This is a genomic window from Bifidobacterium sp. ESL1130 (assembly GCF_058507935.1).
In genome coordinates, this window is record NZ_CP196379.1 from 765,614 (window position 1) to 779,238 (window position 13,625).

11 protein-coding genes are annotated in these 13,625 nt (G+C 58.7%); 8 read left to right on the top strand and 3 right to left on the bottom strand.

The window, feature by feature from the left end:
* Nucleotides 1-19 precede the first annotated feature (19 nt).
* From ACSYSO_RS02940 to trpD, 5 genes are all read left to right on the top strand, one after another.
* On the top strand, nt 20-511 hold the full coding sequence (locus tag ACSYSO_RS02940; RefSeq protein WP_491701968.1) for a fluoride efflux transporter FluC: 492 nt from the start codon (nt 20-22) through the stop codon (nt 509-511).
* Between the two features lies 1 nt (nt 512).
* Nucleotides 513-905 (top strand): fluoride efflux transporter FluC, encoded by a 393-nt coding sequence (locus tag ACSYSO_RS02945; RefSeq protein ID WP_491701969.1) that lies wholly within the window; start codon nt 513-515, stop codon nt 903-905.
* A 133-nt stretch (nt 906-1,038) separates the two neighbouring features.
* The gene (hpf, locus tag ACSYSO_RS02950; protein ID WP_491701970.1) at nt 1,039-1,716 is read left to right on the top strand and encodes a ribosome hibernation-promoting factor, HPF/YfiA family; all 678 of its coding nucleotides are present in this window, start codon (nt 1,039-1,041) and stop codon (nt 1,714-1,716) included.
* A gap of 204 nt (nt 1,717-1,920) precedes the next feature.
* A complete protein-coding gene (gene secA / locus ACSYSO_RS02955) occupies nt 1,921-4,794 on the top strand; it encodes a preprotein translocase subunit SecA (RefSeq protein ID WP_491701971.1) in 2,874 nt (957 codons plus the stop codon).
* Between the two features lie 359 nt (nt 4,795-5,153).
* Nucleotides 5,154-6,203, top strand: coding sequence for an anthranilate phosphoribosyltransferase (gene trpD / locus ACSYSO_RS02960; protein WP_489798727.1), 1,050 nt, complete (start codon nt 5,154-5,156; stop codon nt 6,201-6,203).
* 15 nt (nt 6,204-6,218) lie between these two features.
* On the opposite strand, the gene ACSYSO_RS02965 is transcribed toward trpD, so the two are convergent.
* Nucleotides 6,219-6,836: a hypothetical protein gene (locus ACSYSO_RS02965; protein WP_489798725.1), complete on the bottom strand. Its 618-nt coding sequence runs from the start codon at nt 6,834-6,836 to the stop codon at nt 6,219-6,221.
* Between the two features lie 55 nt (nt 6,837-6,891).
* Here ACSYSO_RS02965 and ACSYSO_RS02970 point away from each other — a divergent pair, with 55 nt between their 5' ends.
* On the top strand, nt 6,892-7,605 hold the full coding sequence (locus ACSYSO_RS02970) for a lysophospholipid acyltransferase family protein (protein ID WP_489798956.1): 714 nt from the start codon (nt 6,892-6,894) through the stop codon (nt 7,603-7,605).
* A 151-nt stretch (nt 7,606-7,756) separates the two neighbouring features.
* Here ACSYSO_RS02970 and ACSYSO_RS02975 read toward each other — a convergent pair whose 3' ends face one another.
* Both ACSYSO_RS02975 and ACSYSO_RS02980 read right to left on the bottom strand, forming a co-directional pair.
* Complete coding sequence (locus ACSYSO_RS02975; RefSeq protein ID WP_489798723.1) at nt 7,757-9,823, bottom strand: Stk1 family PASTA domain-containing Ser/Thr kinase; 2,067 nt, start codon at nt 9,821-9,823, stop codon at nt 7,757-7,759.
* A gap of 96 nt (nt 9,824-9,919) precedes the next feature.
* The gene (locus ACSYSO_RS02980; protein ID WP_491701972.1) at nt 9,920-11,101 is read right to left on the bottom strand and encodes a polyprenyl synthetase family protein; all 1,182 of its coding nucleotides are present in this window, start codon (nt 11,099-11,101) and stop codon (nt 9,920-9,922) included.
* Between the two features lie 398 nt (nt 11,102-11,499).
* Between ACSYSO_RS02980 and ACSYSO_RS02985 the strand changes: the two genes are divergently transcribed.
* Both ACSYSO_RS02985 and ACSYSO_RS02990 read left to right on the top strand, forming a co-directional pair.
* Nucleotides 11,500-12,048: a DUF4192 family protein gene (locus ACSYSO_RS02985; RefSeq protein WP_491701973.1), complete on the top strand. Its 549-nt coding sequence runs from the start codon at nt 11,500-11,502 to the stop codon at nt 12,046-12,048.
* Nucleotides 12,049-12,207: 159 nt separating this feature from the next.
* Nucleotides 12,208-13,614, top strand: a complete 1,407-nt coding sequence (locus ACSYSO_RS02990) for an RNA polymerase sigma factor (protein WP_489798718.1) — start codon at nt 12,208-12,210, stop codon at nt 13,612-13,614.
* The last annotated feature ends 11 nt before the right edge of the window (nt 13,615-13,625 follow it).

Here is a 13,625-nt window from a genome sequence, read left to right on the forward strand (position 1 = left end):
GTGCAGTGCGAGGAGAGTGGTGTTCAGCTGGTGGAGCCGTCACCCTCATGCATCCGAAGTGGTGGCGGTGTTTGCGGGCGGAACCCTTGGCTCATTCGCACGACTGGCGCTTGAATCGTTGCCTGCGGCTACGGGAACGTGGCCGTGGGTGACGTTGCTCATCAATCTGGCGGGTTCTTTGTTGTTGGGCATGCTGACCGGCTGGTTTGCGCGTGTGGGAGAAGATGGGTGGAAACGTGTGGCGCGGCTTGGTTTGGGCACCGGACTTATCGGCGGGTTCACCACTTACAGCACCTTCGCTCTGGAATCTTGGACGCGCTTGGTCGATGGTGCGGCGGCTCTCTCGATTGGGTACGCGGTGCTGAGTGTGGCGGCGGGTCTGTTGACGGCTGCTTTCGGCCTATGGGTCGGGCATCTGCTTGCGGTTCGGTCCGGAGTGCGGCGCTCACCGGGCTCAGACGATAGCGATGGCCGACGAGACCTCGGGGTCGGAGACAGGAATAGGAGCTGAAATGAACGGTGTCATGGTTGCGGCCGCTCTGCTTGGCGGTGTGGGTGCAGTAGCGCGTATGGAAGTCGACGCTCTGGTCAACCGGCTCGTGGCTGGTCTACGCTGCCGGTATGGGGGATTCCCGCTCGGTACCGTCGTTGTCAATGTCACCGCGTGCCTGCTCATCGGTGCGGTGACCGGTTTTGCGTCGGCAGGCCTGTTGAGCGGCGAAGCCCGTTATCTGCTGGCATCCGGGTTCCTGGGCGGCTATTCCACATTCAGCACAGCCAGTGTGGAAGGGGCGAAGCTGCTGCTTGCCGGCCACCCCTGGCAGGCAACGGTTCACGCCGGTGGCATGTTGGTGCTGAGCATGGCGGCGCTCGCCGCAGGTTTTGCGCTGACTGGAGCGTTTTAGCTCTTATGCTCCGATTTCGCCGCACCCGAAATTTGCCGTTCATGTGTGAGCTAGCTTATACTGGAGGCAACGGGCGAGCAGTGTAGCCCCCATTCAGTCGGCGCAATAGCCGGCCCTACCAGAGGAGGTCCTCATGGAGATTGTCATTACAGGTCGTCATATGCAGGCAACGCAGAAGTTCCGTGACGTGGCCGAGAGCAAGATGAACCGCGTGAGCGCCATCGCCCCTGATACCCAGCGAGTGCAGATTGTGGTAACGCGCGAAGGTAACCCTCGTCAGGCAGATACCGCCAAGCGTGTGGAGATTACCATGACCGCAGGTAGCACAGTGGTGCGTGCCGAAGCCTCGAGCGCCGACGAATACAGTGCATTGGACATGGCGCTTGACAAACTGACCGTGCGTTTGCGCCGTGTGCGTGACCGTCGCAAGGACCATCGCCGCGGATACAACGAACAGATTCCGGTGGACATGGGAGTCGTGCCGGAGCCTCAAGCGCCGCAGTCTTCTTCGGATTCAGACGACGAGTTGCAGAGCCCTGAAGAAACGGTGGACGTGGATTTGCAGCCAGGGGAGTCCATTGAGGTGCAGATGGGAGACACCCCCATTGTCATCCGTCGCAAGCTCCATATCGCCGAGCCGATGAGCATTGACGAGGCGCTGTATGAGATGGAACTGTTGGGGCATGACTTCTTCCTCTTCGTCAACAAGGAGACCGACAGACCTTCTGTGGTGTATCGTCGCCACGGGTGGAGCTACGGTGTCTTTGAGATTGATACCAAGGAGCGTGTGAGCAAAGCCGGCGCTCGCTGACTTTCAAAGATCCTGATTCAAGGTAAGCAACCAGTGCACATGGTCGCGGTTCGGGAGCCTGTCGTAAGGCAGACTCCCGTTTTCTATGCGCATATGCAACGAAATGTTTAAAATCTGCGCCGCAGCGTAATATATGAGGCAGACTATGCCGGGCTCAGCAGGGCTCGGTCTGCTCGTTGTGAAAACGAACCCAAGGGAGTAATAGTGGTAGATCTCGTTGATAAGGCCCTTCGCATGGGCGAAGGCCACCAGATCAAGAAGCTTGAGAACGTGGCGAAGGCCGTCAATGCGTGTGAGGAAGATATCTCCGCGCTCAACGATGAGGAGCTGCAAGGGCAGACGGCCAAATTCAAGCAGCGCATCGACAATGGTGAGAAGCTTGACAAGCTTATGCCTGAGGCATTTGCCACGGTGCGTGAGGTTTCCAAGCGCACACTCGGTCAGCGTCACTTCGACGTCCAGCTCATGGGTGGCGCGGCTCTGCATTGGGGCAACATCGCAGAGATGAAGACCGGTGAAGGCAAGACGTTGGTGGCTACGCTGCCGTCTTACCTCAACGCGTTGAGTGGCGAAGGCGTGCACGTCGTCACCGTCAACGACTACCTGGCCAGCTATCAGAGCGAACTGATGGGACGCATCTTCCGCTTCCTGAAGATGGACGTGGGCTGCATCATCACCGATCAGAAGCCCGCCGAACGCCGCAAGCAATACAACGCCGACATCACCTACGGCACCAACAACGAGTTCGGCTTCGACTATCTGCGCGACAACATGGCGTGGGAGAAGAGCGAACTGGTGCAGCGTGGCCACCACTTCGCCATCGTCGATGAGGTCGACTCCATTCTTATCGATGAGGCGCGTACTCCTCTGATCATCTCCGGTCCTGCCGAGGGAGACGTGACGCGCTGGTACAACCAGTTCGCCAAGCTCGTCACCAGACTCACCCGCGACGAAGACTACGAGGTGGATGAGAAGAAGAAGGTCGTCGGCATTCTCGATTCGGGTATCTCCAAGGTGGAGGACTTCCTGGGCATTGACAACCTCTATGAACCCGACAATACCGCGCTCATCGGCTATCTGAACAACGCCATCAAGGCCAAGGAACTCTTCCTGCGGGACAAGGACTACGTGGTCACGCACGGCGAAGTGCTTATCGTGGACGAGCACACCGGCCGCATCCTCTCGGGTCGTCGCTACAACGAGGGTCTGCATCAGGCCATCGAGGCCAAGGAGCACGTGGAAGTCAAGGCCGAGAACCAGACCTTCGCCACCATCACGCTGCAGAACTACTTCCGCATGTACGACAAGCTTTCGGGCATGACCGGTACCGCCGAAACCGAGGCCGCCGAGTTCATGAACACCTACAAGCTGGGTGTGCTGCCGATTCCGACCAACCGTCCGATGGTGCGTAAAGACAAGGACGACCTGATCTACCGCACCAAGAAGGAAAAGCTGACCGCCATTGTCAAGGATGTGGCGCGGCGGCACAAGAAGGGCCAGCCGGTTCTGCTCGGCACTGCTTCGGTGGAATCCTCCGAGGTGGTCTCCGCTCTGCTCGACGTGGCGAAGATTCCGCACCAGGTGCTCAACGCCAAGCACCACGAGGCAGAGGCCGGCGTGGTGGCAGTGGCCGGCCGCAAGGGTGCCGTCACCGTGGCTACCAACATGGCTGGCCGAGGCACCGACATCATGCTCGGCGGCAACGTCGAATTCCTGGCCGATCAGAAGCTCAAGGCCGAGGGCTATTCACCTGATGATACGCCGGAAGAGTATGAGAAGCGTTGGGCCGGTACGTTGGCTCAGGCCAAGGAGCAGGCCAAGGACGAGCATGAAGAGGTTACCGAGCTTGGCGGCCTGTACGTGCTCGGCACCGAGCGCCACGAGTCCCGTCGTATCGATAATCAGCTGCGTGGCCGCTCCGGCCGTCAGGGTGACCCGGGCGAGTCCCGCTTCTACTTAAGCCTTGAGGACGACCTCATGCGCCTCTTCAACACCCAGCTGGTGGCGCGCGTCATGGCCAAGGGTCTGCCCGAGGGGGAGCCGATTGAGGCGAAGAGCGTTTCCAAGGGCGTGCGTACCGCGCAGAAGTCTGTGGAATCCCGCAACTTCGAAATGCGTAAGAACGTGCTCAAGTACGACGATGTGATGAACAAGCAGCGCAAGGTCATCTATGCCGAGCGTCAGGCCGTGTTGAGCGGCGCCGACATTCACGAGGATATCGAACGCTTCATGAAGGATACTGTTACCAGCTACGTTGATGGAGCCCGCAAGGGTTCGGACAAGCCGGCTGACTGGGATTGGGACGGTCTGTTCACCGCTCTGAAGTCCATGTATCCCGTGACTTTGGATGTTGACGAGACCAAGGAAAGCGTCGCTTCCCTTAAGGGAGACAAGGCCGCGAAATCGTTGCAGGACACGATTCTTTCCGACGCACAGCAGCAGTATGACGCCATCGAAGAGCAGGTTGGTGCTGAAGGCACGCGCGAGCTGGAACGTCGTGTCGTTCTTGCTGTGCTCGACCGCAAGTGGCGCGAACATCTCTACGAGATGGACTACCTGAAGGACGGCATCGGTCTGCGTGGTATGGGTCAGCGTGACCCGCTCGTTGAGTATCAGCGTGAGGGCTTCTCGATGTACAACGCCATGATGGAGGCCATCAAGGAAGAGACCGTGCAGTTGCTCTTCCATGTGGATGCCGAGCAGGTGGCGCGCAGCGAAGAAGAGGCTTCCGAGACGAGCGAGAGTGAATCCGAAGCAGACAACGCGGTCGAGGATGCCGAATCCGCGATTGGTGTTGACAGCGCGTCTGCCGGCGAACAGGATACCTTCACTTCTGCTCCCGCTGATCCCAACGAAGGCGATGAGCCGGGGACGTTCGAGCATGAGGAAGGAATCATCGGTATGGAGCCGATGAGCCACGCCGATGGAGAGGTGGCGCGCAGCAAGCGCCCGAAGTCCACTGAGGCAGGCACGCCATGGTCGGATGGCAAGACCTATCCGGGTACGGCCAAGAATGCTCCGTGCCCATGCGGTTCCGGACGCAAGTACAAGATGTGCCACGGCCAGAACGAGGAGTAATGCCTCTAGCTCTTGGGTGTCCCTCGTGTAATGTGCGAGTGACTTGCGGGCAGCGGATGGCATGGCGCACCAATCGATAATGGTGCTGAGATAAAGACGGCGATGTTCCTTCGGGAGCATCGCCGTCTTGCATAGGTGGGGCATGGCCGATACTTTGCCGGAATGCGGATACATGGAAATCTTCTGGCGCCATATGGCAATCGCAAGAATGAGGCGAATAGCGGTAGGTCGCCATATAAGATGTACTGCGCGGTGAGGTTTAGCTCAGAGTATAATGGAGCGTAATTGTGTTTGTGCATCATCTGCACGGGCACATGTGCTCGCGGCACCCGCCGCGCATTCGCATCTAGGAGGGCGATATGGCTGGAATCACATGGAAATCGATTCTCACCAAGCTGGTCGGTGGCGACCACCTGGACGCGGAGGAGTCACGATGGTATGTGGATGAACTCATGAAAGGCAATGCCAATCCTGCTGCGGTCGGTGCGGTGTTGTCCATGCAGCAGCAGCTTGGTCTCACCGAACAGGAGATTGACGGGGCAGCGAAGGCCATGGTGGCGCACGCGGTGCCTCTGAATGTCTCAGGAGAGACCACCGACATTGTGGGTACCGGTGGAGACGGTGCTGCCACTGTCAACCTATCCACCATGGGATCGGTGGTTGCGGCGGCTTCCGGCGTCAAAATCGTGAAGCACGGCAACCGCGCCGCCTCCTCGCAGTGCGGTGCCGCTGATGTCATTGAGCAGCTGGGTGTGCCGCTCGACCTGGAGCCTGCCCAGGTTGCGGCTGTAGGCGAGGAAGTCGGCATCACGTTCGCATTCGCCAAGACCTTCCACCCAGCCATGCGTTTCGTGGGGCCGGTGCGTTCTGCACTTGGTATTCCGTGCGTGTTCAATGTGCTGGGGCCGTTGACGAATCCAGCCAACCCGGCACACGTCGCCATCGGCTGCGCAGACGCTCAATTGAGCCCATTGATGGCGCAGGTCTATGCAGGGCGTGGACAGACAGGTATGGTCTATACCTCTGCTGAAGGCCTCGACGAGATGGCTCCCACCGGCCCTGTTTCAGTCTGGGAGATTGCCGATGGCTCAGTGAACGCAACGCAGTTCGATCCAGCCGCTGAACTGGGACTGGAACGCATTGATGTGTCTGCGCTGCGCGGTGGCAAGCCGGAAGTGAATGCCGGTATATTCCATGAGTTCCTTGACGGCAAAGACATTCCTGCTCGTCAGACGGCGTTGCTCAATGCTGCTTCGGCGATTGTGGCAGACGGGCATCAAGTGGGTGAGGGCAACTTGGCAGAGCGGTTCCGCCAAGCGTATGCCATCGCCGAGCAGACGGTAGACAGCGGTAAGGCGAAGTCGCTCCTGGAGCGCTGGGTGCAGGTAGCTGGTGGTATGCAACACTGACCGGCGCTGCCTGCGCTACACGCGTGCCCCGTCATCGTCCGCGCCGGAGCGTGTCTGGGTGAAACCACGATGTTGGATCAGTAGCCCGACCGCTCCGATAAGCGCGCATAGGCCGAATACCGTGCCGAGTGTTGCGGCATGTGCGGGGAAGAAGACAGTGGCGATAAGGCCAGCAATACCGACGATCAGCAGTGTCCAGAAGACGAGTTTTGCCGCAGGGACAGGGCCGATGGTTGGATTCGGGGGAGTGAAATCGTCGAAACTGTCCATCACGTCATCCACATCCAGCCAACTCGAACCGGTGAAGTCACGCGGACCTGCGCCCTGTGGTGCTGTATTGCGCGGCCCTGTACTGTGCGGCTCCGCTTTATTGCGCGGCCCTGTACTGTGCGGCTCCGCTTTATTGCGTATCTTCTCGTCTTTCCTCTGCTGTCTGCGTGCGTGCCGCTCAAAGCTCTTGGCGCTGCGTGAGCTGCTGATATCATTCAAATCGTCGGCATGCTCCCGCTCGAACTGCGCCCACAGTGCATCGTCTGAACTGGAACGCGAGTCGGTGCCGCCATGGTTTGGCGTATTGTTCGCCTTCGGCGTGGCCGTCTCGTCACCCTCGTTGCTATCCTTGAAGCTAGTCATAAAGCTACTGTAGTATGCCGGCCGGCCATGGCCGCGGTAAATGGGAGACAAATCCATGCTGTACTGGTTTTTCGTCAAGGGGTTGGGGCCAATTGCACGTTGGCGGATGCACCCTGTCGGTGAAGGTGTGGAGAACATTCCCAAGAATGGCGGAGGCATCATTGCCTCGAACCATTTGGCGGTGATAGACGACGCGCTCATTCCGCTCACCAGTCCGCGCATGATTCATTTCATGGGCAAGGCCGAATATTTCGAAGGCAAGGGACTTAAAGGCAAATTCATCAAGTGGTGGTTCGAATCGGTCGGGGTGTTTCCTGTTGACCGTTCAGGCGGTTCCAAATCGCTCGGTGCGTTGAACCATGCGCGCGAGATCATCGAAGACGGTCACCTGTTCGGCATCCATGCTGAGGGGACGAGAAGTCCTGATGGCAAGCTGTACCGGGGGCATACCGGAGCTGCGAAACTGGCATTGGAGACCGGATGCCCCATAATACCGACCGCTGTGATCGGCAGCCGTGAGATTCAGGCTCCCGGGCAGGTTGTTCCGAGCAGCGGTTATACCCGCGTGGTGTATGGTGAGCCTATTGAGGTTGCCAAGCGCAAGCCTGAAGAGATTACGCATGATGACCTACGAGGCTTGACCGACGAACTCATGAGACGCATCGCCAAACTGAGCGGCCAGGAGTATGTGGACGAGTATGCGCAAACCGTCAAGGCTCGACTGAATCAAGCCACCAGTCACAGCAGCAGGCGCTCTTTGGACCGGTAGGTGCTGCTTAGACTGTGTTGGAAGGCAGCACGACCAGACAGATACGGTCACAACACGAAATAAACGCCGCAGCACGGGAAGAATGCTGCGGCGTCTGTGTATTCACAAGGCTCGTGTGTATTACAAGGCTCGTGCCTCACACAGCGTTGCCTCACACGACGGTAAGTGTGATGACAGTGGCGTTGCCGTCCTTGTCGTGCACCGGCACTTGCTGGCCGGGGTCAGGTGACTGCAAACGCACGGTGTGCGTGATGTCGCCCAAGGGCGAGGAGATTTTCACGCCCAGTCCCATCGACTGCAGTATCTTCGATGCCTCGTCCTCGTTCTTGCCCTTCACGTCCGGTACGGTAACCATTTGCGGCCCCTTGGAGACCTTGACGTTGACCGAGTCGCCCCAGTGCAGCTGTGTGCCCTTGGGAACCGATGCGGAAATCACCGTGCCGGCGGCAACCGTATCGTTGTACTCCTCGCTGTAGTTGGCGTTGAGCTTGGCATCGTCGAACGCGGACTGTGCTTCGTCCTTGGTGCGTCCCGTCACGTCCGGCATGCTTACCGGCATAGGGCCTTTTGAGAGCACTACAGTGATTTTGGCATTGTGCTTGAGCGTGGTGCCGGGAGCAGGGTCAATGCTGGAGACGACACCTTCGGGCAAGGTCTGCGAATAAGCATCTTTGGCCGTGTCATGCTCGATGTTGGTGAATCCGGCGTCACGCAGCGCCTTGATCGGATCTTTGGTCTGAGTTGCTGTGATGTCCTGCGGAATGGTCGACTGCCTCACGCCTTTGGAGACGGTGACGGTGAGCTGGGCGCCGTTGCGCTTGCTGAGTTTGGAGTTCACCGAGTCGGGCGAGGTGGAGATGATCTTGCCCTTGTCTACGGTATCGCTGAAGTCCTGAGTGACTTTGTAGGGAATCCCGGCGACTTTGAGCGTGCTCTCATATCGGCTCCACTGCACGTTCTTGATGGGGCATACCCCTTCTCCGCACTGCAGATCGTCTGGCTTGGGAATCGCCCAGTAGCTACCTGGGCCGAGGAAGTACCACCATCCGGTGCCACCCCCGGCCAACGCCACCACTGCGAGCGCGGCAAGAATGCTGATCCATATAGTGCGACGGCGTTTGCTGCCGGTTTTATTTTTGGCTGTTGCCGGTGCGGCGCCATGCGCATCGTTGGCTTGCGCCGGCGATTGGGATGCTTGTTTCCCTTTGCCTTTACCGGGAATCTGCGAGGTGATCTGGGCGGTTTGCATCGCGGTGAACGATTGGGTGAGCGACTCTGTGCCGCTGTTGCTGGCTGCGCTGCGTGCCTGTGCAGGCTGTGGGGGAGCGGGAACCGCCGGGGGAACGCGGAAGTTCCACGCATCGGCGTCGAGTTCGGCTGCAAGCGCCTGCAACTCCTGCATGGCGGCATCGGCGTCATTGGGGCGCTGGTGTAGGTCGCGTACGGTGAGATGGGAGACGAAGTCCGAGATTTTCTGGTCGATGCCCGGGCAGGTCTCGCTCAGCGGCGGCACGTCTTCATGCACATGTTTGAAGACCATGGTCACTGAGTTGTCGGAGAGGAAGGGAACCGAGCCGGAGATCATCTCCCAAGCCATGATGCCTACGGAGTACAGGTCGCCCTGTGGTGTGGCTTCGTTGTTTTCGATGATTTCGGGCGGCAGGTAGGCTGCAGTGCCCAAGAGCATACCGGTGGTGGAGACGGTGGCCTGGGACACGGCACGTGCCAGACCGAAGTCGGTGATCTGCACACGGCCACGGTCGTTGAGCAGGATGTTTTCGGGTTTGATGTCCCTATGGATGACACCCACGCGGTGTGCAGAGGCCAGTCCGTCGAGGGTCTGGGAGACGATGCGCACGGTTTCGCGCACGTCGAAGGTGCCGCGCGAGTTCATTTCCTGACGCAGGTTGACTCCGTGCACGTATTCCATCACCAGGAAACTCAGCCCATGCCATTCGCCGGTGTCGTACACCTGCACGATGTGTTGGTTGGCGATGGCCGCCGCAGAACGCGCCTCTCTGTGGAATCGTTCCACAAACTGGTCTCGTTGGGGGCCTTGCGCCAACTGGGTGTGCATCACCTTGAGCGCCACGGTGCGTTCCAACCGCTCGTCGTGGGCCTTGTAGACCGTGGCCATGCCTCCCTCGGCGATGGACTGCTCGATGCGGTACCGGTCGTCAATGAGTTGGCCCGGCGTGATGGTTTCGGCTTCAGTCATGATGTAGCGATGGTGCTCCTTGTAGGTGTGCGACGTCTCCTTATATCGTACATGCGGCTTGGTATCTCACGCTCACAGCTTGGATGACAGACGCAGTCAGTCGGTGATGGGGCAGAAGCGGTGGCAGATATCGGTTAGGGATTGGCGTGCGCTTTGCGGTAATTCCAAAGTCTGTATCGCATCATCGCTTTGCTGTATATAACGGGCGATGCGCTGCCTGGAGGAGGCGATGGCACCGGTGTCTTCGAAGATGTCTAGTGCGTCCTGGCGGTCGGCATCGGTACGCGTCTGGGCTCGGTACATGCTGAGCAGTCTGTCATGCTGAGCGTTGCGTGCGGCGTTGAGGGCATCGGCCACGAGCACGGTGCGCTTGCCTTCAATCACATCGCCCCCCACGGGTTTGCCTGTGGTCGCGCTCTCGCCGGTGATGTCGATAAGGTCGTCATACAGCTGGAATGCCAACCCCAACGGCAAACCGATACTCTGTGCCGCTCGCTGTGCCGTGTCGTCGTCCATGCCGGCGCACAGCAGACCGAGGCGTAGCGGTGCAATGGTTGTGTAGCTTGCGGTTTTCCATGCATAGACGTTGAGTGCGGACTGCACCAGTGTTTCGGGGGAGCTCAAGTCGGAGCGTTGGGCGGCTTGGTCGAGTACCTGTCCGATCTCCACGGCTCGCTGCATGTCGAGGAAAATGTCGGTGATGGTGCTCTTGTGCATGGTGTGTGCCGCGTCAGCGGCGATTCTGGCGCTCAAGGTGGAGAGCATGTTGCCCAGCATGAGTGCCAGTCCCATGCCGCTTTCCGTATCTCCTGCCGCCAGTCCCAAAGCGCGATGCGCGCTCGGCTTGCCGCGGCGTAGTGGGGAATCGTCGATGATGTCGTCATGAATGAGTGCGCTGGTCTGATATATTTCCACAGCACACGCCAAATCGAGCGTGGGATTGGCATCGGCATTGGCCCCGGTGTCACCCTTATCGGCCGTACCGCAGCTGTCCTGTACTGCAATGGAGTGCTCTGTCGTTCCGTTCGCCTCTGGCTTTTTGGATGGCAGGGGGGACATGGCTCCTGTATGGGTGAGGCCGGCACTGTCGGCGGCTTGGAGCAGCAGCAGGGCACGCAGTCGCTTGCCGCCTTCTGCTGAAGCAAACGCTTGTTCTGTTATCGATCGCAATGCCGGTTGCAACGATGCGGCCATATGAGTGTGGTTCTCGCTCATGAACTGCTCGGTGAGAGCGTTGATGCGTGTATTGATCGTTGTGGGTGATGCGGTGTTGGGCATATACGCAAGCCTAGCCCAAGGAGCGTGCGACACGGTTATCCACAATGCGACGATTATTGCCGACCTTTCGTCCACAATGCTCCAATTCGTCTCCGAGCCTGCGGCAAAGCTGCCAAGATGAAGGTCCTGTAAGAACCACGGCCGACGGAATGTCGCAGAAGGAGCGCAACATGACCGCATCACCAGTACGGAACAACACCGATAAGACACGAAATACCTGCGATGCCTGCAAATGCAAACGCACGAACAAACGGTCCGAAGCATTGGCCGAAGGGCATCGATGCGTACACCGGCACGCTGCTGAGGCAAGCACTTACGCCGGTATGAGGACGGACACGGACTGTAAGAGCGAACGGCACAGATTCGATGACAACGAAATAAGCGGATTCTTGGAAACCTTGGCACGGCAGAAACGCGAATGCGGTTTGGAAGATGCCCGTCACCGGCTGCTTGCTCAGCCGTTCAGGGAATGGTATGCCAACCTTGGCTCAGGAGGTCAGTCGTTGAGCGACCGCAGCGTATCGGCCCTGGTGGTAGGTATGAAGGAAACCCTTGCGGTACGAGATGCCCTGATTCTCTCGCTGGTGGAAGGCAGCTCCGGCACTGGGTGTTCCACCATACTCGAATACGCCATGCATCCGCATGAGCCTGCCAACGTGCGCTATCTCTACCGTCTTCTTGATGAAGCGTTCAATGACAGGACAATAGAGCCTGACACCACGTGGTGCATGGCAGGCATGTCCATGCTTGAGGAAATGACCCATCGTTTGCCCAACGGTTTCGGTGTTCAGCCACTGGCGGTGATGTCTTATGTGATGTGGTGGATGAACCTGGATGAGGCTGCGGTGTGTGCGCGCAAGGCGCTCGCCATAGATGAAGAATGCACACTGGCCAGAATTGTAGCCTTGGCGCAGGTTAAAGGTCTGCGTCCGGCATGGTGTTTGTGAATCCACTCGTGACGTACTGGTAAAATCTTGAACCGACAGGGAATAATCGTCCGCACAAGATGGTTAACTCCTATAGAGGTTTTGGGTCACGAGTACCGTGCCTGCACCTTCGCGTGCGCACATGCACTTGGTAGATTCGGTTCATGCAGGAGGAGAAGGTTGACGAAGCGGGACGAGGCAGTAACTGCTGAAGCTGATCAGGCTCAGGAAGAGTCAAGAGGGACGAACACGAAGGCCGCACCGAAGAAACGGACCACCAAGAAGACGGGTACCGCCAAGGCGGCTCCCAAGCGTACTACTCGTGCAAAGAGCGAAGGCAGCAAAGATGAAGCGATTGCCCCTGAGGTAGACACTCCCGTAGAGTCCGAGGACAACGAAGACATCGTTGACGAGCAGGTCGACGATCAGAATCTAGAGGACGACGACCTCGATTTTGACGACGCTCTTGAAGATGATGACGTCGATGATCAGGATGATGAGGACGACCTTGGCGATGATGAGCCGGAGGACGACGATGACAACGAACGGCAACCCCGTTCACGCCACGTGGATCTGCCGAAGGCCAAGGGTGCATTCGTGGTCTCGAATGACGATGACGACGACAATCTCACGCCCTCGGGCAACCCCAAGCGCCGCATCGTCACGTCGGGTGCCACAGCCGACCCAGTCAAGGACTATCTCAAGCAGATTGGTCGAGTAAGCCTGCTGAACGCCGAGCAAGAGGTGGATCTTTCGGAGCGCATCGAAGCCGGTCTGTATGCTCAGCACCTGCTGGACACCGAATCCGAGGGCATGGAGTTCAAGCGTAAGCGTGAACTCAAATGGGCGGCGAATGATGGCAAGAAGGCCAAGGATCACCTGCTGGAGGCCAACCTGCGCCTCGTGGTCTCGTTGGCCAAACGATATACCGGCAGAGGCATGCTCTTCCTCGATCTTATTCAGGAAGGAAACTTGGGTCTGATTCGAGCGGTCGAGAAATTCGACTGGAAGAAGGGCTTCAAGTTCTCCACATACGCCACATGGTGGATTCGTCAGGCCATCACCCGTGCCATGGCAGACCAGGCGCGCACCATCCGAGTGCCGGTGCACATGGTCGAGGTCATCAACAAGCTTTCCCGCGTGCAGCGCCAGATGCTCCAGGATCTGGGCCGTGAACCCACGCCCGATGAGCTGGCTCGCGAACTGGATATGCCGGTTGAGAAAGTGCAGGAAGTGCAGAAGTACGGCCGTGAGCCAATCTCCCTGCACACTCCGCTCGGTGAGGACGGCGACTCCGAATTCGGTGATCTCATCGAAGATACCGATGCCATCGCGCCTTCCGAGGCTGTGGCCTTCTCCCTGCTGCAGGAGCAATTCAGACAAGTGTTGGAAACGCTCTCGCCCCGAGAAGCCGGCGTCATCAAGATGCGCTACGGTTTGGAAGACGGGCAGCCCAAGACACTTGATGACATCGGTCGGGTCTATGGGGTGACGCGTGAACGCATCCGTCAGATAGAGTCGAAGACCATGTCCAAGCTGCGCCACCCCTCGCGCTCGCAGACCCTGCGGGACTTCTTGGATCAGTGACATACGCACAC

Bases quoted from the DNA above. Each gene is read 5' to 3' on its own strand.
- ACSYSO_RS02970 (WP_489798956.1), top strand. From the start codon at position 6,892: ATGCTGTACTGGTTTTTCGTCAAGGGGTTGGGGCCAATTGCACGTTGG.
- hpf (WP_491701970.1), top strand. From the start codon at position 1,039: ATGGAGATTGTCATTACAGGTCGTCATATGCAGGCAACGCAGAAGTTC.
- ACSYSO_RS02965 (WP_489798725.1), bottom strand. From the start codon at position 6,836: ATGACTAGCTTCAAGGATAGCAACGAGGGTGACGAGACGGCCACGCCG.
- ACSYSO_RS02945 (WP_491701969.1), top strand. From the start codon at position 513: ATGAACGGTGTCATGGTTGCGGCCGCTCTGCTTGGCGGTGTGGGTGCA.
- trpD (WP_489798727.1), top strand. From the start codon at position 5,154: ATGGCTGGAATCACATGGAAATCGATTCTCACCAAGCTGGTCGGTGGC.
- ACSYSO_RS02975 (WP_489798723.1), bottom strand. From the start codon at position 9,823: ATGACTGAAGCCGAAACCATCACGCCGGGCCAACTCATTGACGACCGG.
- ACSYSO_RS02980 (WP_491701972.1), bottom strand. From the start codon at position 11,101: ATGCCCAACACCGCATCACCCACAACGATCAATACACGCATCAACGCT.